The organism is Cytophaga sp. FL35 (assembly GCF_014349235.1).
GTDB lineage: Bacteria > Bacteroidota > Bacteroidia > Flavobacteriales > Flavobacteriaceae > Euzebyella.
On record NZ_JACSOH010000005.1, the window covers coordinates 141,478 to 163,309 of the forward strand.

The following is a 21,832-nucleotide window of genomic DNA, read 5'->3' on the forward strand; positions in this document are numbered from 1 at the left end:
ATGAGCGAACTTAAGGTAAAGACCATGGAAGCCTTTATGGCAGAAGGGAAGCAGCCAGAAATATTGTTTTGGGTGGGTTCTGCCGGTAGTTTTGATGATAGGGCAAAGAAAATTTCTAGGGCATTCGTAAAATTATTGAACAAGGCCAATGTGGATTTCGCCGTTTTAGGAACGGAGGAAAGCTGTACAGGAGATGTGGCCAAACGTGCAGGGAACGAGTTTTTGTTTCAAATGCAGGCCATGATGAACATAGAAGTACTCAATGGTTATGAAATTAAACGAATAGTTACGTGTGACCCCCATTCTTTTAATACCATAAAAAATGAGTATCCTGAACTGGGCGGCAATTACGAAATACTGCACCATACCCAATATTTAAAGGAGCTAATGGATGCCGGTCGCTTACAAATAGAAGGTGAAACATTTAAAGGAAAGCGCATTACTTTTCATGACCCTTGTTATCTGGGCAGGGCCAATTCTGTTTTTGAAGCACCAAGAGAAGCATTGGCCAAGACCAATGCCAATTTGGTAGAAATGAAAAGGCACAAAAGAACGGCCCTATGTTGTGGTGCCGGAGGCGCGCAGATGTTTAAGGAGCCGGAAAAAGGGGATATGGACATTAATGTGATGCGTACCCAAGACGCTCTGGAAACCAATCCAGATATAATTGCAACGGGGTGCCCGTATTGCAATACCATGATGACAGATGGAATAAAAGCTCACGAGAAAGAAGATAAAGTAACGGTTTTAGACGTTGCCGAGCTTTTAGCGAACTCTTAGAGAACCTATAACCAAAAATATATGCTAGTAGCATTTGATTCCCTTCCTGGAACAGCTAGAATATGGATTTACCAAGCCAATAGAAGTTTCTCGGATGAGGAAATTGACCAAATACAAATAGATTTAGACGCTTTTGTAAAACAATGGACAGCCCATGGAAGCTCGCTCCATGCGGGATATGAAATAAAGTATAAGAGGTTTATAATCCTTGGTTTGGACCAATCCGTTGCCTCTGCCTCAGGTTGCTCCATAGATGCCTCGGTTCACTTTATACAAGAATTGGAAAAAAAGTATGAGGTAGCGCTTTTGGATAAAATGAATGTTTCCTATAAACAAGGCGAGTATATTGCTTATAAGCCTTTGGCAGATTTCAAGAAAATGGCCAAACAAAAAGCAGTTTCCAAAAATACCATTGTCTTTAACAATCTTGTGAATAATAAGCAAGAATATGAGGAGTATTGGGAGGTGCCTGCTTCGGAAAGCTGGCATGCACGTTTCATGTAATACTTGGTGATTTTTATATCTTCTTAGGTATTGGTTTCATTATATATATCCGATGAAATGCAATATTTGTATTTGTTTTTAGTTATTCCCATAGATTGGTTCATTTTACAATGCGATTTAAAATACTATTCCCCTTTTTATTAATAACCTTTTGTATTGCCCAAGCTCAGAAAAACCCCTTGGTCGCAAAAGATAGTTTAGCCCAAAAAAACTGGGTGGATGAGCAGTACAATCAAATGACCTTGGATGAAAAGCTAGGTCAGCTTTTTATGGTCATTGTGGCTTCGGATCAGTCAAAAACTGCCACTGATGCGGTAAAATCCCTCATTGAAAACCAGAAAATTGGTGGAGTCATATTCTCTACGGGAGGGCCCATGAGGCAAGCCAAATTAACCAATGAGTACCAAGCCGTCTCAAAACTGCCATTGCTTGTTGGAATGGATGCGGAATGGGGTCTGTCCATGCGTTTGGATTCTACCTATGCATTTCCTTGGAACATGACTCTAGGGGCAATCGAGGACAATACCATAGTGGCCGCCGTTGGTAAAAGAATAGGGGAGCATGCCAAAAGGTTGGGGGTGCACATCAATTTTGCACCGGATATTGACATCAATGTAAATCCTCAAAATCCCATAATTGGTAATAGATCTTTTGGCGAAGATAGAGAGAACGTAGCAGAGAAAGGTATTGCCTTTATGAAAGGAATGGAAAGTGCAGGAGTACTTTCTAGCGGAAAGCATTTTCCAGGACATGGGGATACGGCTACGGACTCACACCACGCCTTACCAATGATCAATTTTAGTAGGGAGCGCTTGGATAGTTTGGAACTCTATCCTTACAGAAGATTAATAGAGGAGGGACTAAGCAGCGTTATGGTAGGGCATTTGGAAGTTCCCGCTATGGAAATAAAAGAAGGATTGCCCTCCTCGCTTTCGGAACAAATAATTAGTGGTGTTCTAAAGGAAGAGCTTTGCTTTGAAGGTCTGGTGTTTACAGATGCCCTTAATATGAAGGGGGTTACGCAGCATGGTAAGGATGGTGATGCAGAGGTGGCCGCTTTTATGGCTGGCAATGACATTTTGTTAATGCCTACGGAAGTTTTGAAAGCAAAAGAGAAATTGACCAAAGCCTATAAAAAGGGACGGATTTCGGAAGAACGCTTGGCTTATTCTGTAAAAAAAATATTGAGTGCCAAATACAAAGTTGGCCTGCATTCTTACAAACCAGTGGAAACTAAAAATCTTTTTAAAGACTTAAATTCCTTGGAAGATGATATTCTTTATGAAGAAGCAATAGAGAATGCTATTACGGTATTGAAAAATGATTTCTTCCTTATGGGCATCAAGCGTTTGGAGAACAAGAAGATTGCCTATGTAAAGTTTGGGGATGATTCTGCAGACCCATTTCTTAATACCCTAAACAAGTACGCGGAAGTTACGGAAGTTTCAGGGAATGATATTGCCTCCTTAAAAAAGAAACTGGCGGATTACAATTTAGTGATTGTTGGCCTCCATAAAAATAATGAGAGCCCTTGGAAATCCTATAAGTTCTCGCAAAAAGAGTTATCCTGGCTGCAAGAATTAGCGGCAATGAGAACCTCTAATCTTATTCTATCTGTTTTTGCAAAACCATATGCTTTATTGGATGTACCTTCCTTTGACCAAATAGATGGGGTGGTCATGGCATATCAAAATAGCTATTTTGCCCAAGAAAAGGCCGCGGAGATTATTTTTGGTGCCATAGGAGCCAAAGGGAAATTACCGGTATCGGCTCACAAAGAATTTCCGGTTAATTCGCAAATAGAACTTAAATCCCTACTCCGCTTAGGATATAGTTTTCCTGAAAGGGTAGGGTTTGACCCTTCTAAATTGGCCCAAATAGACCAATTGGTTCAAAATGGGTTGGATTCCCTAATGTTTCCGGGAGCACAGGTAGTGGTAGCAAGGCATGGCAAGATTGTATATAATAAGGGATTTGGTAAGCCAACCTATGATTCCAAGGATAGTATAACCCCCAACCATATCTATGATTTGGCTTCCATTACAAAAATTTTGGGGACGCTTCCCATGATTATGAAAATGGAGGAAGAGGGAGATATTGCCCTCAATAATACCTTTCAAGATTTAGTACCGGAATATGCAGATTCAGAGTTAAAAAATGTGACCGTTTTAAAAGCTTTGAGTCACTACGGTAGATTGCCTGCTTGGATAGCCTTTTATGTAGATACTTTGGATAAAAACCGTAAACCATCCAAAGAGTTTTACAGGGACGCACCTATGGATGGGTATTCCATAAAGGTGACCGACAAACTCTATTTAACGGATGCTTATAAAGATTCTATTTATGACCGAATAGGAAGACAGGAATTAAAATCCAATCGGTATCGATATAGCGATGTAGCTTATTATGTCATGAAAAAGTACATAGAGGATAAAAATAAGGAGTCATTGGATAAGTTGGTGGATGAATTCCTTTATAAACCTATTGGTGCTTTTAGTACCAGTTATAATCCTCTAAATAGGTTTCCGAAGGAAAGAATTGTACCATCGGAAGAAGATAAATATTACCGTTATGAAACCGTTCAGGGATATGTACATGATATGGGAGCGGCGATGCAAGGAGGCGTGGGTGGCCATGCAGGTCTTTTCAGTAATGCCGAGGATGTAGCGAAAATCATGCAAATGTATTTACAAGGAGGCTACTATGGTGGGACTCGTTTTTTTGATAATCGTACGGTGAAGAAATTCAATACCTGTTATTTCTGTGACAACAAGGTGAGAAGGGGCGTGGGCTTTGATAAACCCCAATTGGAAGACAAAGGACCCACCTGTGGTTGTGTTTCACGTAAAAGTTTTGGGCATAGTGGTTTTACAGGGACCTATACTTGGGCCGACCCAGAAGAAGAGCTGGTCTACGTTTTTCTCTCCAACAGAACCTACCCCACGGCTTCCAACACGCTTTTAGTAAAATCTGGGCTACGAACCCGTATTCAGCAGGCAATTTACGATGCATTGGATAATTAATGGTGTTCTTCTTAACTAAACCTTAACTATTCCTGTTTGAAATTACAGCGAGGCAAGCCCGACAGAGATAGAGGTTTTAGTTAAATTTGAAGAATGAAAATAGCTATTGTTTGTTATCCTACCTTTGGTGGTAGCGGTGTTGTTGCTACAGAGTTGGGAATTGCCTTGGCAGATAGAGGTCACGAAGTACATTTTGTAACCTACAAGCAGCCCGTACGTTTGAGTCTGCTAAGTAACAATATTCATTTTCATGAAGTTCACGTACCGGAGTATCCGCTTTTCCATTACCAACCTTATGAATTGGCACTATCCAGCAAACTGGTAGATACCATCAAACTTCACAAAATAGATTTGCTTCACGTGCACTACGCTATACCGCACGCGTATGCCGGTTACATGACCAAGAAAATGCTGGAGGAAGAAGGTATTTATGTTCCCATGATAACAACACTTCATGGTACGGATATTACATTGGTTGGCAAACACCCATTCTACAAACCTGCTGTTACGTTTAGCATCAACCAGTCTGATGTGGTTACGTCCGTCTCTCAGAACCTAAAAGAGCGAACCCTGGAATTTTTTGATATTAGTAGAGAGATACAGGTAGTTCCCAATTTTATCGATAAAAAGAAATATAGCCATTCATTTACCGATTGCCAGCGTTCATTGATGGCAGATGATCACGAAAAAATAATTACTCACATAAGTAATTTTAGAAAGGTTAAGCGTATTCCAGACGTAATTGAAGTCTTTTATAGAGTGCAAAAGGAAATTCCCGCTAAGCTCGTTATGGTAGGTGAGGGGCCTCATAAAGAAGTGGCTGAGCGTTTATGCGATTCTTTGGGTATTTCCGATAAAGTTATTTTCTTGGGAAACAGCAACGAGATTGACCGAATATTGTGCTTTTCGGATTTGTTCTTACTGCCTTCCGAATCAGAAAGTTTTGGTTTGGCCGCCTTGGAAGCTATGATCAACAGAGTGCCTGTAATCTCCAGCAATGCAGGAGGGATACCTGAAGTAAATATTGAAGGAGTCACTGGTTATTTGAGTGATGTAGGAGATGTGGATGAAATGGCCAAAAATGCCCTTAAAATTTTGGCCAATGAAACCAATTTGGAGAAGTTTAAAAGCAACGCAAGAGCATCTGCAGAACGATTTGATATTCTAAAAATACTGCCCTTGTATGAAAATCTTTATGAAAAGGCGTATAAAAGCAGGTTTGATAAAACATATTCCTAGTTTTAGAATACTTTTATTGTTCGGTTGGGCGTTGGTCTTAACTTCCTGTAATGCTCAAAAGAGTACTGTAGTCCATGATGATTCACATAAGGATGAAAAAGCTTTAAGTAGGGTATTGGTTGATTATCACGATGCATCCGCTTTTGATAGGACAATGGTCATTCGTGATAAAAAAGCCTTGACCAAATTATTCTCCTCTGTCAATAGAACAAGAAAGCCCGGATTGCCGATGCCGCAGATAGATTTTTCAAAAAACATGCTGGTGGTTCATTTTTTTAGGTTTACCGAACGAACAGAAAAATTGGGTCTGTCGATAATTGAAGAAACAGAGTCGATTATTTTTTTGCAAGAGAAAGAAACTCCACAACTCGATTCTAGCACTACTCACAACATACTACCCTTTGGTATTTTTGTACTCCCATCAACCGTAAAAGAAATTCGTGTAAAAGACCATAAAAATAACTATTAACAAAATTTTGGCGCCATAGGACGATTATAATTGCCTTTTGAGTAATTTTTTGAGACCCTGTACTTATGGGCTTTATTTTTGTAGTTGTATTCCCAAATCGTATTGAGCATGAAAAACTTGGCAATTCTCCCTATTCTGGTATTTTTTATTTCGCAGCAGTCTAACTTCTCACAAGAATTGGAGCCGAATCTTGAATTAACTTCCAAAGACAGTATTATTGAACGCTCGTGGCACGTGGGTATTGGATTTAATGCCGTGGACGATTCTGGGGATATGTTCGATGAGCTTTTTGCAGTCGATTCTCAATGGAACTATGTGTACTATCCTTCCCGTGTTAACTTGGGTCGCTATTTTAAAAGTGGTATCGGGATAGATGCCATTGCTACTTACAATAAATACCAGGAAGGAAAGCTGATAGAAGGGAGTATCAATACTGTAGAAAAAGACTATTACGCCGTAGATTCTAGGGTGACCTATGATTTAATGAAGATTTTTAAAAAGGATTCTTGGTTTGATCCCTATGTAGGAGTAGGCTTAGGCTACGCTAAGGCAGATAATGTTGGTAGGGGTACCTACAATGCTGTTATCGGTTTTAGAACTTGGATCAGTGAGAAATTTGGAATCGATTTTAACGCTACCGGAAAATGGAGGATTAGTAATGATAATGCTACCAACCACCTTCAGCATGGGGTAGGAGTGGTCTATCGTTTCGGTATTGAGAAGGGATTGAACGAATCAGGAGAAGAAAAACTGGCCTTAATGGAGGCTCTCGAAAAAGAAAAACAACGACAGCTAGATTCATTGAACCAGGTGGAGAAAGAAAAGGAGCTCGCAAGAAAATTGGAAATGGAAAGGGCCTTTGCACAGCAACAAGCTGAAGAGGAAGCTAAAAAAGCTGCGAGGGAAAATCTACTAAAAGAAATCGAATCACAAATTGCGGAACTGGGCAATGCCTACTTCGATTTAAACTCCTCCTACTTAAATAAGAATGCCAAAACCGTTTTAAAGGGGTTAGCAGAAATGATGGAAAAATATCCGCAGCTGGAATTGGAAATTTCTTCCCATGCCGATTCTAGGGGAAGCGAGACTTACAACCAATGGCTATCGGAACGACGCGTAAACAGAACCCTTGAATATTTGATGGAACAAGGAGTCTCTGAAGCGAGACTTCATGGAGAATCTTTTGGGGAAACCCAATTATTGAACAATTGCGACGACCATACCTATTGTCCGGAAGACAAGCATAAGGTGAATAGACGCTCCGAGTTTAAAATAGTAAAATACTAGGCCGTATTTTAAGGTAACAGTCCTTTATCGAACCACCTCTTTTTGACCCAAAAGTTGAATTTGATATAATAGTAGGCCAAATCAACAGGTTTAGAAGCCCAATATAGTCCTTTACTATGTAAAAATGGCTTCACCTTGACCAAATACCTAAAAACTTTTTCTGGTGATATTAGAAACCGTTTTAATAAGGTAGTTTTAGAGGTTTTAAGTTGTTTTGGGTCGTAAGCGATACCCACAGTATTGGCTCCTACATTTTGATAAAACCCTTTTGATAATTGTCTTATAAAAGAAATCTTTTTCTTGGTTGAGAAAATACCTGTTCTTAGAGCCATATCGGTCATATAGTCCTGTGCCATGTCTTGAGAATAATCTATACACCTAAGGGCTGTAAAAAGGTTGGTAAATTGTTCAAGCATAAACTCTTGCACAGGAGCAATATACTCTTGATATACAAACTTTTCGTTTTCCTCATGGTGTTCAACGGTTGGGGCATCTGGATTGAGGTCATAATAAAGTGTGCTTCCATGAGGTGCAGCTAATAACTGCTCATAAAGTTGTCCATTGGCCATTAAAATATCGTCGGAGGATGTTTTATTGGGATAGACGGAAAAGTTAAGACCAAATCTTTTGGTATCTTTTTGAATATTGTAAATCTCTTTCAATCCTACGTAGTACCCCGTTACTGGAATCTTTTTGTCAAAATACTTATAGAGTGCTTCTTGCATGGTACCTCCCCAGCCTACATCTACTAAGAATAGCCCTTCCTTTTCATAATCCACACCAAAAGATGCTAGATAATTGATAAAAGCCTCTTTCTGTATGTCCCGATTTTTTTCATAAGCCTTTTGAAAAGTTTCATTTTCCTTTAAGGTGGCCATAATTTCCGAATCAAAAAACTTCGGTAATGTTTCATCAGCAGGAAAATCTAACTCATTCTTTATGCTAATTTTGGTTTCATCCGAAAAGGGAAACCAATCTAAGAAATGGCTGAGGGACATGTCCCCAAATTTTTTCATCAAAGGTCCGAACTTTTCCTCTTCCAAAGGTTTCAATGCCAATTGTGTGGCAGACTGTCTTGAAGCTTTTAAATAATGAGTATTTATCCTGCTTTCTTGCGGAAACTGATGAAGTACTTGATATCTGTCAAACAACTCCTTTAGATAGTGGCCTTCACGAGCTAAAAAGAATAAATCCTTTATTTTATTTTTTCGTGCATTGATGTATAGTCTTTCCGTAAAAAAGTAGAAATGAGTTATATACTCACTAAAGGCGTACTTGCTTTTTAAGCAAGCTTTTTCAACATGTTTGCAAGCCTTGATAAAGCTCTCTTGGTCTTTTCCTAAAATGTTTTGTTTGTTCCTTATTTTGTGGGAGTAATGCTTAAGATGAATGGATGTTAGTCCTCTTTTTTCGGCATTAATAATGTCACTTTGCATATTATCGCCGACCATGACAACTTTATCGGGACTAAGCTTTAAACGTTGGAGAACATTATCGTAAATACTTCCATTTTCTTTAGATGCGCTTACACTACAAGAAACAAAAACATCTTCAAAGAGGTCTAGAAAACCGTGATGCTCTATAATTTTACAGATAATTTCTCTAGGCAAGTAAAAATCTGAGACCAAATAAATTGAAAAGCCCTCACTTTTTAAACGGAATAGTTCTGCGATAAGTTCTTGGTTGGTAAACTGTACGGCTATTTCCGATAGTAAATCTGCCTCCCTATAGATAGTCTTAAACTTCTCAAAATTGAAACCAAGGAGAATATTGCTATGAAGTAGTCTCAAAAAGACCTCATTCACTATTTTGTCATAATCAACTTCCAAATAATTCCTTTGTTCCTTTTGGGAAATATATTCGGTAGCATTGGAGCGAATGTTGAACAATTGACCCGCTGAAATGGAAAGCCCTAGTTCCCTGACCATAAACTTGGCCCAAATTTTTAGGGTATAGTTTGGATGTACCTTACGGTGAACAAGCGTATCAAAAAAGTCTGTAAAAAGGACATTATGGTCCTTTAGACCTTCTATCTTTTTCTTAAAATTTTTCAAATCTGGTGGGGTAGAAATGTAAAATAATGTGGAAGATTTCTAAAAAATCAATAGAAAAAGAACGGGATTGTTTCTATGCAAAGAAAGCATAATCTCTTCCTTAATTCCATTGATCCAAATCTTAAAATTTGATTTTTTCGGGGTATTTAGTGTAGACACGTGTGCTCGTTTAAGGGGGTTAACTGCAAATATCTACGATGAATGACACTATTTAGATGTTTTTTAAGAAAACATTGGCGATTTTTTCGATAAACGGTAAACAATCAACCGGTAGTAAGTAATTCATGGTTTTCAAGCCAGAAAGTTGTAAGGCAAATAGGTCATTGCCTGTGCTGTTTACGATACAATCCTAATATCCGCAACAGATTTCATAAAGATTTTAGGCATATGGGCATCTTTCATGTATTTGTGGCCATCAAAATGTATGTTCAGGCCATTATCGATAATACCAATAGACTCCCACCCAAGTTTATTAGGAGAAATAAAGTCTTTTCTAATATTATCGCCAATGTAATAATAAATACAATCTGGGAATGCCTTCTCAATGGCTTTGTAATTGGCTTCGCTTGGTTTTTCACTGCCTATTTCTTCCGAAATAACAATTTTGTCAAAGTATTTAACAATATTCAGCGCTTCTAATTTATTTCGTTGGGTACGACTTCGGCCGTCAGTAATTAATCCAATTTTTCCTTCGGCTTTTTTAATCGTTTTCAATAAGGTACCAACCCCTTTAAATGGCTCAATGTTGGGCACATGGTCTCTATAGATAGATATCAATTCCTGAATTTCTACGTGAAATTGTTCTGATAAAAACTTGAATACGTTCTCTCCAGATCTATATAAAGAGAACATTTGAGCATAAAGAGCGGCACAGTTGTTTGGATTGAGCTGTCTTGCTATTACCTGATAGGCGGATTGTAGATAACTAATTTCATTGTACAAGGTGTCATCTAAGTCAAAAACAATGACGGTTTTGTTACTAACCTTTATATCCATGCACTAAAATTTCATCGTCGTAGCGAATCATCAAGAGGTCTTTTTCCCAAATATCGAACGATTCTTCAATGGCTTCCCCGAGAAAATATTCTTTAATAATCCATTTAGGATAATTGGCGCCGGACAAGTAGGAGAGGGGGTAGCCACCACCAAATCTAGGATTGATTTCTATGGCGTAAATTTTATCATTTTCATTGTGCAAAAAGAATTGGGCTGTAAGGCAGCCTACAGCACCTTCTACTTTTGCCAGTTTTTCACGAATATAAGGAACTAACTTATTATAAACAGTCAACGCCTTGTACACCTCCCCATCTCTAACCTCTAATCTTTTTCTAGGTACCACACACTTAAGTTGATGATCCCTACCGTAGTACAGGTCACAAGTAAATTCATTAAATTCATTATGGTCCAGATACTCTAAAAACATTAATTTTTCGTTTTCAAAGTGGTAATCGGTCAATTCACTTTCATCATTAATTAAAAAAGTGTCTACACTTCTGCTTCCATCAATTGGCTTGATAAACAGGGGCAGTTGATACTCTTTTTTTGAAAATTCCTTAGCTACCGATACTCCATGAGATTCAAAGAACTTATGTATTTCCCTCTTGTCACGGCATTTGGAGACAAACTCCTTGGATGCGATAACGGGGGTAATCCCATTTTCTTCCAACAGCTCTCTGTTTTCTGCGAGCATAAGAAGTTCAGTATCTATGGTAGGAACTATCAACTGAATATCATTGTCTTGACATTCCTGTATTAAAACCTCAAAATAATTAGAATCCGATAAATAGGGAACTTTAAAATACCCGTCCGCTATTTGGCAAGCCCCTGAGAGAACCGGATCGGCATCCGCTGCATATACCTTCCCATCTGGGAACAGTTTCTTAAGCTCTTTTTGAAAAGCTCTAACAAGGGAAACGCGCCTGCCGGCGGAAGAAATAAGAATATTCATTTAAACAGGTTGTAAAATGACCTAAAAATTTTTATAAATGGGTTGATCAGTGGTTTGCGGTTAAAGATAAAAACCAAAAACGAATAACTAAAACCATGGTAATCGGAACCCAAGAATTTCTTAAGGGGATAGGCGTCTATTTTTTCAAACCCATCGAGCATTTTGGGGATTTCCGCTACCGAAATATCTGATTTCATAAGTCGCACTAAGAGGAAAAACACAAATGACTGTTGCCTTGTCTTAAGTCGTTGAAGGCATGCTTGCGTATTGGGGTGGTCTTTTGGAAGACTTTCCATTAATTCATAATAAACATGCGCAGCATTAGCGTTGTCATATATTACTTTATTGTAATGCTCTCTGCTCTTATTACGCATTGCCGAAGTTGGTAAAATACGGTATCGGTGCACATCATAGTCAATATGAGCCATTCGCTTGGCTTCGCAAAAAAGTTCAGCGGTCAAAATAGCATCTTCCATCCATTTACCTTCAATAAACCTAATGCCTGTAGCTTTTATAAAGTCTCTTCTGATGATGTACCACCATATCTCATTTTGATACTTTTTATGGGCTATATACGTAATCCCATCGGTAACATTTAGTGTTTTAGGTAATTCTTCTAAATTGGAATCTGAAATGGGGTACTTGGTCTCAAAGACTGATTTGGTCCTAAAACTGAGAATGTCCAATGAATTGGAATCCATCATTGACAACAAAAGCGGAACCGTATTCTGGGCCAAATAGTCATCCGGATCCAGAAAATAAATGTACTCCCCTTGCGCCAAGTCATACCCCGAGTTTCTAGCGGCACCAACACCAGCATTTTTCTTGTCAATTACCTTAACATTGTCATATTTGGTAGCATATTCATTGGCAATTTCAAGGGTACGGTCCTTTGATTCGTCATTGACGATGATAATCTCGTATTCCGAAGGATTCAGATTTTGGTCCAATAAACTGTCTACGCATTCCTGCAAGTACAGTTCCATGTTATAACAAGGGATGATGACGCTTAATTTCATAGTTGTTTGGTACCGGTAAATACTTCCATTGTTGCACTTGTGCTAGAGCTGATGCCATCACTTTTAATCACTTTTTGAATGGTCAAAAAGATAATTTTTAGGTCCAATAAAAAAGACCGATGGTCTACATAATAGACATCATACTCGAATTTTTTCTCCCACGAGATGGCATTACGGCCATTTACCTGGGCCCAACCTGTGATGCCCGGACGTACTTCATGCCTTCTCTTTTGGTGTGCGTTATAGAGGGGAAGATACGAAACCAATAATGGTCGTGGTCCTATAAGGCTCATATCTCCCTTGAGAACATTAAAAAGTTGGGGAAGTTCGTCCAAAGATGTTTTTCTAACAAATTTACCGGCAGTTGTCAAGCGTATTTCATCCGGTAGCAGGTTGCCCGCTGCATCCTTTTGGTCGTTCATGGTTTTAAACTTCCAGATCTTAAAGACCTTTTCATTTTTGCCAGGTCGCTGTTGGGTAAAGAAGATGCTGCCTTTATTGGCGAATCCTAGAAATAGCATGACCAATAGAATAATGGGCGAAGCCAGCAGCAAGACAAAAAGGGCGATAAAAAAATCGAAAATTCGCTTAAAAAAATGCTTGTACATGGGCTGTTTGCATAGGTAGGACAAAATAAACATAATTATTTCTAATAATACCCATACCTAGACGAAGATCAGTTTTTTTGGATTAACTAAATCGATTGTTATACTGGGGTTACTTTTGCCTATCTAAATATTGGGAAACTAAGCGATTATATTCTTTTAGTTGTTCTGACCAAACCAATTCATTTTTATAGCGTTCTGCTATTTTTTGACGGTATAGGGAGTTGTTTCCTTGAAACAATTCCCTTCTAGAAAGACAGTCGTTCATGGCCTTGATGAGCTGGGCCGTATCTTGGGGCGGAATAATCGTACCGTTTACCCCAGATGCAATAATTTCATTAGACCCATTGATGTCAGTTACTATGGCGAATTTACCCATCGCACCAGCTTGCAATAAAACGTTAGGGAAGCCCTCTCTGTAACTAGGAAAAGCAAAAACATTGCTTATGGCAAAATAAGGGCGCACATCTTTTTGCCATCCGACGCTAATAATAGCCTTATTTTCTTCGATTTCTTTTTCAATTTCCTGCGCTACTGGGTCTAAATCTTTCTCATAAGGTCCGACCAGTAATAACTTTGAGGGCACTTTATATTTTTGTATTTCTTTGAAAGCACCTACTAATTCAGAGATTCCCTTATCTTTGGCGACTCGGCCAACGAATAGCCAAACAAAATCATCGGGTTTGATATGGAGCTGCTCGCGAAGATTACTTTTCATTTCATCTGAATAGTGTTCAGGGTCAAAGTGATTCAAATCGATACCGTTTACGTTTCCATGACCTATTATTTTTAAGTTTTTCTTGGTGATGCCGTAATTGATCAAATCTTGTTTAACACCCTTACCTTCAGGGTAAATATTCGTGGCACAGAGACAAATGATCTTATCTAGAAAAATAAGCAGTTGTTTCATGGGGCCTTTTTGTGTAGGGAAAACCAAACCTGTAAAGGTATGCATGCGTACAGGTACCCCAGCCAGCCAGCCAGCTAGCATACTAAGTAGCCCGGCTTTTGGGGTAATGGAGTGTATAATAAAAGGTTTTTCTTTTTTGAACAGTTGGTAAAGGGTCAAAAGCGAAGTAATATCCTTAAAGGGGCTAATTCTTCTATTAATATGGACTTCCAAACTTGAAATTCCTTCCTGTTGTTGCAAAACTTGGTGTTGTGGTCCGGGAGAAGCTACGGCGACGACCTCAAAATGACGGTTCATGTAGGCTAATTGCCCCTTTAATAGCACCGAGAGGGATCCGGGTATGGCGGCAATTCGAAATAGTTTTTTTTTCATGAAAAAATTCTTGAACTATAAAAAAGGGTTTACTACTAGTTATTGTTTAAGAAGAGCCTCCTCGTAGGCTTTTAAAATGCCCTCTTTTTCAAAATCTTTGATTCTTTCTAGCACCGCCTGCCTACAAGATTGTAAATAGGCGGGATGGTTTAAAAAATAGGCCATTCCCTTGGCCATTACATCTACATTGCCCACGGGTGTGAGCAAGCCATAAGGGGTTTTCATCAAGTCGGTTTCGCTTGGTTCTTGCAATTGCATAATTTCACTGGGGCCCGATTTACAATTGGTGGTTAAAATGGGCAGACCGCAACACATGGCTTCGAGAAGTACGTTGGGGAAGCCTTCGTGGTTGGATCCAAATACAAATAGGTCGGCGCCTTTTAGGTATTGGTAGGGATTATTATCAAAACCTAGAAAAAAAACACGCTCTTCAAGCTTTAGATGGGCTGTCAATTCTTTTAGGTGGTTTTCTAGATGGCCCTTGCCTAAGATGTACAGCCTGACATTTTCCGGTGTCGATGCAAAAGCTTTTAGCAATAATTCTTGGTTTTTTGCAGCCTGCAACCTCCCCACAGTAATCATATTCACAAAGCTAGAATCAAAAAAATTCTCTTTGGTTACTAACTTTTCAATTTTTTCAATATCTATTGGGTTTTGAATTACATGTGAGCGTATTTTTTTTACCCCATAATTATCGATTAAATCGGCCACATTGGCCTCTGAGTTGCCAATTGCAAAATCAGCTTTTGGATATAACCAAGACACCAGCAAATTGTTCGCTTTTGATTGCATATCTCCGTAACCATATTGCATACTGGCATAATTTCGTTCACTGACTATAATTCTAGGGGGCTGTTTTACGAAATACTTCATTAGAACATTTACATAGTTGGGGCGCGATAGTAAACTAAAGGAATGTGTCAACTGTAATTTTTTAACCAGTCGAGCGTACTTATATGCCAAAAATGGAAGCTTTAGAAGTTTTAAAATGCCACTTTCATCAGATTTTGATTGTTCTATATAGTGCACTGAAACATCATTTGGGAGAGGATAACTAATTGTTTTGTTCATTAATACCAAATGCACGACATGGCCCTTACTTTTTAAATAAGGTAAAAGGTATGACACTACACGTTCGGCACCACCACCGGCCAAAGAATATATAAAGAGGGAAATTGTCATAAGTGATTTTAATTGTAGGGTTATAGCGTTTAGGATGCAGACTATTGAGGTTTATTAATGTTATGCTTATCTATTTACTTGCTCAAGTAAAGACTCCCATCTATCTCCAACATTGGTGATTGTGAATTGTTCCATGGAAGCAGGGGCATTGGATTTTAGTCTTTTTCTTAAATCTGCATTTGTTATGAGTTTTTCTAGCCCTAACCTCATTTCTTCAACATTTTGGTCTTCTATAAGAAGACCGTTTTCATTATGGGTGATTATGTCCGAAGGCCCAGAAATACAATCAAAAGAGATGCAACATGCACCTTGAGACATGGCTTCCAACAAGGTCATTGGCATGCCTTCGTATTTAGAGGTTAGCACAAAAATGGCACTATCTCTTAATAGTTGTTGAATATCTGTTCTGTGTCCTGTAAATATAATATTGCTAGAGATTCCTAGTTGCTTCGCTCTTTCCATCAAAACCTTTTGTCCTTCGTCTCCTTCACCCACAATTTTAACCATCCAATGGGGATATTTTTTTAGCAAAGAGGCGGAAATATCTATTAAGTTATCAAAACCTTTGTTTTCATACCTATTCAAATCTCCAATAGCCAGGATTTCCTTTTTTTCTTCCCTGCCATTTAACTCTTCGATAATATCAAATGGACAGGGGTTGGGCATTAGCCATACGTTTTTGTTCCTAGTAGAAAAATACTCTTGGTCAAATTTGGTCAGAATAGTTACGGCGTCTGCAAGTGGGTATAAATAGGTTCTTAAAAATCTCCTGGCAAAACTGGTTACTTGTATATGGTTGGTATGCTCCGATATAATTAATTTTAGTCCAAAGATTTTAGCAATGGGTATGGTCATGTAGCTCAACAGGCATATATGTGAACTCATCACATCCGGTCTATTTTTCTTTTTTCTATAGAAATTGAACAATTGGAAGAAACCGTTAACCACAACAGATTGAAACAGTGGATGTTTGTGTAGTTTTATCCGTTCTATTTTTGGGTCTAAATAGTATTTGTCAGTGTCCTGAAACGTTATAATTCTTATTTTATGCCCTTTTTCCACTAGGTAATTTGCCAAAAGGCTTACTACTCTTTCCGCACCACCACCACTCATTCTATTAATTAGGAAATCTATTTTCATAAAGTGAGGGTTTTACTGCTTTAAGAAAAAAAGTTTCATATTGTTTTACAATTATTTCTTTTGCAAACTTGTTGTAAACGGAGTTGGAAACGGTCTGGGCATTGAATATTTTTAAATTTGCAAGATAATTAATAAACTCGACTTCATCAGGGGCAATAAACCCATTTATACCGGGTTCTATTATTTCACTGGTGCCTCCAGGAGCCTCAAAGGCAATTGCAGGGGTGCCTACGGCGCAACTTTCTAGCAAAGCATTCGGAAACCCTTCTGTATAAGAACCTTGTAAATAATAGTGACTGTTCTTTAGGTATTTTTGAACTTGATCGGTATAACCAATGAATACAACCTTTTGGTTCAACTGAAGCGTGTTCACCAACCTTTGTATTTCTTCCTTTTCCGGTCCATCCCCAATAATGGTGTATTTATAAGGATAATTAATATTAGAGAGTACTTTAAGAAGTCTTAAATGGCCTTTTATTTTGTCTAATCTGCCAACAGTGATAAATTTGACTTCTTCCTTTGGATCAAACTCCAAATTATCTTTCACACAGAAATTTTCGGTGATGGGATTATGTATGATAGTTAGTTTATCCTTTTTTATTGAATAGTGTTTCTCACAGTCTACGTACATGTCGTGGGATTGGCATACTAGATAATCTAGTTTCCTTAAAGCCCATTTTCTTAAAACCGAGAAAAGCTTGTTTGTTTTTTTTGCTTGAAAGTTGGCACTTACCTTGCTTACACTAGCTTGTCTTCCAATAAATATGGTATGGGAGAATAATACGGATATAGCGCCCATTATCACATTTAAGTGATCAATAGAACTCATTACAACATCCGGTTTTACCTTCTTAATATGTAATATTAAGCTTGGTATTGAAGAAAGTACCCGGTTCTTGTTCAGGAATTCAGCATTTACCCCGTCAATATTATAGGCTGTATTGCTATTTGAGCCAAGTACGAGTAGTTGGGTTTCGAAGTGATCGGGGCCTATATTTTTGGCCAAAAAAGTCATAATCCTTTCTGCCCCTCCGGGCATAAGGTTTGGAATTACAAAAACAACCTTAACTTTCTTTTTCAATATGCTTTAGGTTTAGTTCTTGTCCTAATTTTTCATCCCATATCTTTGGTAAAATAGGAAGGTAGCCTCCATCATGATGAAAGGTTACTTCTCCAAAAAATAGTTGTCCGTTCACGTCGTACCAATCTATCCTTGCGTAATTGAACGGAGCGGCAAGTTTCTCGGATAGGCTTTTCATCAATTCAAAATTTTTAGGAGGGTCCAAGTCGTTTTCGCTGGGATCCGTAAACTTTTTCCCCTTGTGCGAGGACCATTTATAGGGTTCGCGTTCCCATTTGTTGGAATACCAGTTTCTGTGGTGTTCTTCGGTATTTCTTCCAACATCAACGGATATCATCCTTACCTTGCCATTAAAGCAATGAACTTTATAATCGTTGGGAATTTTACCGTTGCTATCTTGCAGTAACTTTTCAACAATAATTCTTGGTTTTATATTTTTATATTGCCACTCTCTTGAACTCCAAAAGTAATTATGCTTCATTCTTTCTCCTAAGGAGTTTTGAACGGCGGCCCAATCTATTTTGTTCTTATCATAGACAAAGACGCCACCTCCACTGTCATGATTTGTTTTAATTATACAGGGCGTCATAGTAATGTTTTCCGGTATTATTTGGTTGGGGTCTTCGGTTTGAAAATATAAAGGAACCAAAAATTCCTCTCCAATTTTCTCTATAACAAACTTTCTAACCTCATATTTGTCCGAACACTGGGTATGTAAGGCAGTTCTATCATGAAGCTTTAACCAGTTGATTTTTTCGTTCAGGGTTTTTGGGTTTTTTAGGTCCAAGCTATAGCCCATGTGGTACCTAAATTTTATTTGGATATAATATTTATCTGGAATATACTTTATAAAGCATCCTAATAATGAACGGAGAGGGCGCATAACATATTGCCCAAATGATGCCTGAGTGATAGGAGAGGAAGTATTTTTATTAGCGCTCATAAATAATAGATTAAACCTTGTCTATGTCCTATTGGGTATCCAAATAAAAGCATTTAAACAATAGAGATACCCTTGCCATTATTGGCCAGCCATTGCCTAAGAACCAATAACTTCCATATGATTGAAAAATGATTCCAATTACCGCTCATATGGTTTTTAATTACTTTTTGAACTTCATTAGCCTTAACTCCAGGAATTTCACTAAGATTTTTAGAGGAGAGTTCATCCAGTACATAATCTTTTAGCTCATTTTTAAACCAATGGTTTAAAGGTACGGCAAAACCTGATTTAGGTCTGTTGAATATATGTTCTGGAACATGGGAATACAGTATCTCCTTTAAAATTCTTTTTTGGTTGTCTCCTTTCCATTTAAATTCCGTGGGCAAAGAACGGGCAAACTCCACTATTCTATAATCCAGTAACGGAGACCTTGCTTCTAAGGAGTAAGCCATACTGGCCCGATCTACTTTTGTGTTGATGTCCCAACTTAGATATGTCTTTAGGTCAAAATCCGATATTCGTTCGTAAATATTCTTGTGGTTATGAAAAAGGTATTTAAGCTCCTTCACCTTTTCGGTCTCAAAGGTTAAGTTGGTACAAGAAGCATCAGGATTGGTCATTGTTTTTAGGTAAGCCTCCTCAATATTAGATAACAGCAAGTATGCGGATAGGGTTTTTAACCGATTGTTTTTATAGGGGACTCGTTGCATAATGTTAGCGGCTATCTTCCTGATAGATAAGGGGATATCGTATTTGTTTTTATTTTGCTTAACCCATTGGTATCTATGGTACCCAAGAAAGCTTTCATCCCCGGCATCTCCGGACAGGGCTACGGTGACCTTTTTTCTAGTGTGCTTGGAAAGAAGCATGGAGGGCAGTGCGGAAGAATCCGCAAAAGGTTCATCATAAAAATCACAAAAATTGGATATCAAATCTAATCCTTCTTTATGATCACACTCTATAACATGGTGGTCGGTACCTAAATGATCGGCTACTTGTTGGGCGTACTGGCTTTCGTCAAAATCCTTTTCATTGAATTTCACGGAAAATGTTTTTACCTTTTCTTGAGTGGATTTTACAGCCATAGCAGCAATCAATGAAGAATCTACCCCTCCGGAAAGAAAGACCCCCACTGGCACATCGGCTACCATTCTAAGGCCAACAGCATCAGTAAGAAGCTTCTCAAGTTCTGTTTTGGCCATTTCAAAACTACCTTGATAAGGCTTTTGCTGAGTGTAATCTATATCCCAATACTGGTGTGTTGCGAATTCTGAGCTTTCTAAGTTAAACGTAAAGGAGTGGCCATCTTCCAGCTTTTTAATTTCATTAAAAATAGAACTGGGAGAGGGTATGGAATTCCACGTTAAATATTGTTGAATGGCCTTGTCCGAAATGGTTAGATGATGATTGTGTAATTTAATGGATGAAATTTGACTGGCAAATTCAAATTGGCTACCGTTCCAATAATAGTAAAAGGGTTTTTGCCCTAACCGATCTTTGGCGCCAAAAAATATTTGCTTTTCTATATCATAAATTACAAAGGCAAACATGCCGTTGAAATATTTTACACAATCCTCCCCGTATTCCAAGTAGGCAGCACAAATCACTTCCGTATCACTGGTAGTGTTAAATACATGCCCTCTTTTTTTTAGGTCTTCCCTTAGCGCTTTATAATTAAAAACCTCCCCGTTAAATACTATATATACTTTTTGGGCAAAGGTCATAGGTTGATTGGATCGTGGGTCCAGGTCTATAATGGATAAGCGGTTATGACCAAAGGTTATTTTACCATTGGTATAAGGGTAGGTATCCCAACCCATTTGATCAGGTCCGCGATAGGAGGTTATTTCCAGTTTTTCACGGATCTGATTTTCCGTATAAGGTATTGTAGTGCCGTAAATTCCACACATATTGGTTGTGTATTATAATTTCATTATTGAATAGAACATAGTCCTAGGAATATTTAACCTCGAATAAGGCAAACTATTGTATTTATAATATAAATGATTCTAAATGGAACGGAGTACTAGTGGTTAATTTGAACAATATTTTGATTTTGGTACAAATTAGCATCTAGGTAAATTCAATATATAATTGTACTTTTTATTTTCACTTAATTCTGTAACACCGCCTTTTCCCCTGTATATAGGCTAAGAGAGTAGATTTGATTATATATCCACAACGTAATCAATAGCAGGTATCCATTATCAAAGAAATTATGGCTGGTCATTAAAAGTATTGCCAATGAAATTGACATAAACAAAATATTGGGTTTTTTTTGGAATTGGGTCATTCCCTTTCTAATCAAAAAAAAGAAGAATATGAGTAGCATTATAAAAGGGATAATGCCTGCTTCACCCAGCAATTTCAAATAAGTGTTATGGGCTCCAAGAAAACCACCAAGCCCGCCACCATCAAAGGAGTTGAACCCATGGCCCAAAATGGGCTTTTCCATAACAAAACCGTAAAATTTTTGCCAAGTTTCAAAACGAGAACCTTCATTTAGGTCCTGAGCGGCCGTGGTGTCTCCACTTAAAAGACCTGTTAGTTGCGTAAGCCTATCATTTTTAACAGGTAAAAAGGAATTATACGCCATTAAGGTAAATAAGATGACAATTCCAAAAATTAGTTTGTTGGTGTTCTTTATAGAGATTTTTATCGAAATTAGGTTAATGATGACCCAGAGGAGGATAAAGGTGCGCGAAAAGGTCAGCAATCCCATTATGGTAAATATCAACTGCGCCATTAACTTAAATTTTTTGTTTTTTAGGACGTAGGTAAGTGAGTAGCCCAAAATACATATAAATCCCCCGGCGTTAGGGTTTAGGTAAAACCCGCTGTAGCGTCCATAATCCTTTAGAGGATTGTTGAAAAAGTAAATTTGCGATATAATGCTCAGGGCCCCAATGAGTAAAAAAATAGATAATTCTTTTGTTGAGGTTTGTTTTACAAGCTCATAGCCACAAATAATTACAATAAAGTATTTAACCCAAAATATTAGATAAAAGTTGATGGGGGGGATATAGGATTGGCCAGAGAGGCTTCCTATAATAAAATACATTAATCCAATAAACAAAAGCCACATATTAACTCCTGTTCTCTTATTGACAATATAGAACAATATTAACAGACCAAAGGACATGTAGCTTAATATGGAAGAAATTACCGGGTTGATATGGGTTAGGGCAAAATCCGGAATGTTTAGCAAAAAAAGAGCTAAAATAGCGTACTTTAAAATGCTGTTAAAAAGAGTAAGTTGTCCTAACATCATTTGTG

18 protein-coding genes are annotated in these 21,832 nt (G+C 38.0%); 6 read left to right on the forward strand and 12 right to left on the reverse strand.

The window, feature by feature from the left end; genetic code table 11:
* The 6 genes from BIZ36_RS05645 (at nt 1) to BIZ36_RS05670 (ending at nt 7,302) form a co-directional block, all read left to right on the forward strand.
* Entirely contained in the window at nt 1-780 is a 780-nt protein-coding gene (locus BIZ36_RS05645; protein ID WP_187456892.1) for a (Fe-S)-binding protein, read from the forward strand.
* Between the two features lie 21 nt (nt 781-801).
* Entirely contained in the window at nt 802-1,284 is a 483-nt protein-coding gene (locus BIZ36_RS05650) for an ABC transporter ATPase (protein ID WP_187456893.1), read from the forward strand.
* Nucleotides 1,285-1,463: 179 nt separating this feature from the next.
* A complete protein-coding gene (locus tag BIZ36_RS05655; protein ID WP_222937278.1) occupies nt 1,464-4,307 on the forward strand; it encodes a serine hydrolase domain-containing protein in 2,844 nt (947 codons plus the stop codon).
* 93 nt (nt 4,308-4,400) lie between these two features.
* On the forward strand, nt 4,401-5,546 hold the full coding sequence (gene bshA, locus BIZ36_RS05660) for an N-acetyl-alpha-D-glucosaminyl L-malate synthase BshA (protein ID WP_187456895.1): 1,146 nt from the start codon (nt 4,401-4,403) through the stop codon (nt 5,544-5,546).
* Nucleotides 5,503-6,015 carry a hypothetical protein gene (locus BIZ36_RS05665; RefSeq protein ID WP_187456896.1) on the forward strand — a complete coding sequence of 171 codons (513 nt, stop codon included), beginning with the start codon at nt 5,503-5,505 and terminating at the stop codon, nt 6,013-6,015. The genes bshA and BIZ36_RS05665 overlap by 44 nt, the downstream gene beginning before the upstream one ends.
* Nucleotides 6,016-6,123: 108 nt before the next feature.
* Nucleotides 6,124-7,302, forward strand: a complete 1,179-nt coding sequence (locus tag BIZ36_RS05670) for an OmpA family protein (RefSeq protein WP_187456897.1) — start codon at nt 6,124-6,126, stop codon at nt 7,300-7,302.
* 8 nt (nt 7,303-7,310) lie between these two features.
* On the opposite strand, the gene BIZ36_RS05675 is transcribed toward BIZ36_RS05670, so the two are convergent.
* The 12 genes from BIZ36_RS05675 to BIZ36_RS05730 form a co-directional block, all read right to left on the reverse strand.
* Entirely contained in the window at nt 7,311-9,356 is a 2,046-nt protein-coding gene (locus tag BIZ36_RS05675) for an HAD-IA family hydrolase (protein WP_187456898.1), read from the reverse strand.
* A 336-nt stretch (nt 9,357-9,692) separates the two neighbouring features.
* The gene (locus tag BIZ36_RS05680; RefSeq protein ID WP_187456899.1) at nt 9,693-10,352 is read right to left on the reverse strand and encodes an HAD family hydrolase; all 660 of its coding nucleotides are present in this window, start codon (nt 10,350-10,352) and stop codon (nt 9,693-9,695) included.
* Nucleotides 10,336-11,304, reverse strand: coding sequence for an ATP-grasp domain-containing protein (locus BIZ36_RS05685; protein WP_187456900.1), 969 nt, complete (start codon nt 11,302-11,304; stop codon nt 10,336-10,338). The genes BIZ36_RS05680 and BIZ36_RS05685 overlap by 17 nt, the downstream gene beginning before the upstream one ends.
* Nucleotides 11,301-12,323, reverse strand: coding sequence for a glycosyltransferase (locus tag BIZ36_RS05690; RefSeq protein ID WP_187456901.1), 1,023 nt, complete (start codon nt 12,321-12,323; stop codon nt 11,301-11,303). Before BIZ36_RS05690 ends, BIZ36_RS05685 begins: the two co-directional genes overlap by 4 nt.
* Complete coding sequence (locus BIZ36_RS05695; protein ID WP_187456902.1) at nt 12,320-12,931, reverse strand: sugar transferase; 612 nt, start codon at nt 12,929-12,931, stop codon at nt 12,320-12,322. Before BIZ36_RS05695 ends, BIZ36_RS05690 begins: the two co-directional genes overlap by 4 nt.
* Nucleotides 12,932-13,040: 109 nt before the next feature.
* Nucleotides 13,041-14,210: a glycosyltransferase family 4 protein gene (locus BIZ36_RS05700; protein WP_187456903.1), complete on the reverse strand. Its 1,170-nt coding sequence runs from the start codon at nt 14,208-14,210 to the stop codon at nt 13,041-13,043.
* A gap of 39 nt (nt 14,211-14,249) precedes the next feature.
* Nucleotides 14,250-15,392 (reverse strand): glycosyltransferase, encoded by a 1,143-nt coding sequence (locus BIZ36_RS05705; protein WP_187456904.1) that lies wholly within the window; start codon nt 15,390-15,392, stop codon nt 14,250-14,252.
* Between the two features lie 66 nt (nt 15,393-15,458).
* Complete coding sequence (locus BIZ36_RS05710) at nt 15,459-16,532, reverse strand: glycosyltransferase family 4 protein (RefSeq protein ID WP_187456905.1); 1,074 nt, start codon at nt 16,530-16,532, stop codon at nt 15,459-15,461.
* Nucleotides 16,510-17,613, reverse strand: coding sequence for a glycosyltransferase (locus tag BIZ36_RS05715; protein WP_187456906.1), 1,104 nt, complete (start codon nt 17,611-17,613; stop codon nt 16,510-16,512). The genes BIZ36_RS05710 and BIZ36_RS05715 overlap by 23 nt, the downstream gene beginning before the upstream one ends.
* Nucleotides 17,597-18,556 (reverse strand): ATP-grasp fold amidoligase family protein, encoded by a 960-nt coding sequence (locus BIZ36_RS05720; protein WP_222937279.1) that lies wholly within the window; start codon nt 18,554-18,556, stop codon nt 17,597-17,599. Before BIZ36_RS05720 ends, BIZ36_RS05715 begins: the two co-directional genes overlap by 17 nt.
* Before the next feature lie 53 nt (nt 18,557-18,609).
* Nucleotides 18,610-20,466, reverse strand: a complete 1,857-nt coding sequence (gene asnB / locus BIZ36_RS05725) for an asparagine synthase (glutamine-hydrolyzing) (RefSeq protein ID WP_187456907.1) — start codon at nt 20,464-20,466, stop codon at nt 18,610-18,612.
* A 203-nt stretch (nt 20,467-20,669) separates the two neighbouring features.
* On the reverse strand, nt 20,670-21,827 hold the full coding sequence (locus BIZ36_RS05730) for an O-antigen ligase family protein (protein ID WP_187456908.1): 1,158 nt from the start codon (nt 21,825-21,827) through the stop codon (nt 20,670-20,672).
* Nucleotides 21,828-21,832: the final 5 nt, after the last annotated feature.

Coding starts and splice junctions, on each gene's coding strand:
- BIZ36_RS05645 (WP_187456892.1), top strand. CDS start 1: ATGAGCGAACTTAAGGTAAAGACCATGGAAGCCTTTATGGCAGAAGGG.
- BIZ36_RS05650 (WP_187456893.1), top strand. CDS start 802: ATGCTAGTAGCATTTGATTCCCTTCCTGGAACAGCTAGAATATGGATT.
- bshA (WP_187456895.1), top strand. CDS start 4,401: ATGAAAATAGCTATTGTTTGTTATCCTACCTTTGGTGGTAGCGGTGTT.
- BIZ36_RS05665 (WP_187456896.1), top strand. CDS start 5,503: ATGAAAAGGCGTATAAAAGCAGGTTTGATAAAACATATTCCTAGTTTT.
- BIZ36_RS05670 (WP_187456897.1), top strand. CDS start 6,124: ATGAAAAACTTGGCAATTCTCCCTATTCTGGTATTTTTTATTTCGCAG.
- BIZ36_RS05680 (WP_187456899.1), bottom strand. CDS start 10,352: ATGGATATAAAGGTTAGTAACAAAACCGTCATTGTTTTTGACTTAGAT.
- BIZ36_RS05685 (WP_187456900.1), bottom strand. CDS start 11,304: ATGAATATTCTTATTTCTTCCGCCGGCAGGCGCGTTTCCCTTGTTAGA.
- BIZ36_RS05690 (WP_187456901.1), bottom strand. CDS start 12,323: ATGAAATTAAGCGTCATCATCCCTTGTTATAACATGGAACTGTACTTG.
- BIZ36_RS05695 (WP_187456902.1), bottom strand. CDS start 12,931: ATGTACAAGCATTTTTTTAAGCGAATTTTCGATTTTTTTATCGCCCTT.
- BIZ36_RS05700 (WP_187456903.1), bottom strand. CDS start 14,210: ATGAAAAAAAAACTATTTCGAATTGCCGCCATACCCGGATCCCTCTCG.
- BIZ36_RS05705 (WP_187456904.1), bottom strand. CDS start 15,392: ATGACAATTTCCCTCTTTATATATTCTTTGGCCGGTGGTGGTGCCGAA.
- BIZ36_RS05710 (WP_187456905.1), bottom strand. CDS start 16,532: ATGAAAATAGATTTCCTAATTAATAGAATGAGTGGTGGTGGTGCGGAA.
- BIZ36_RS05720 (WP_222937279.1), bottom strand. CDS start 18,556: ATGAGCGCTAATAAAAATACTTCCTCTCCTATCACTCAGGCATCATTT.
- asnB (WP_187456907.1), bottom strand. CDS start 20,466: ATGTGTGGAATTTACGGCACTACAATACCTTATACGGAAAATCAGATC.
- BIZ36_RS05730 (WP_187456908.1), bottom strand. CDS start 21,827: ATGATGTTAGGACAACTTACTCTTTTTAACAGCATTTTAAAGTACGCT.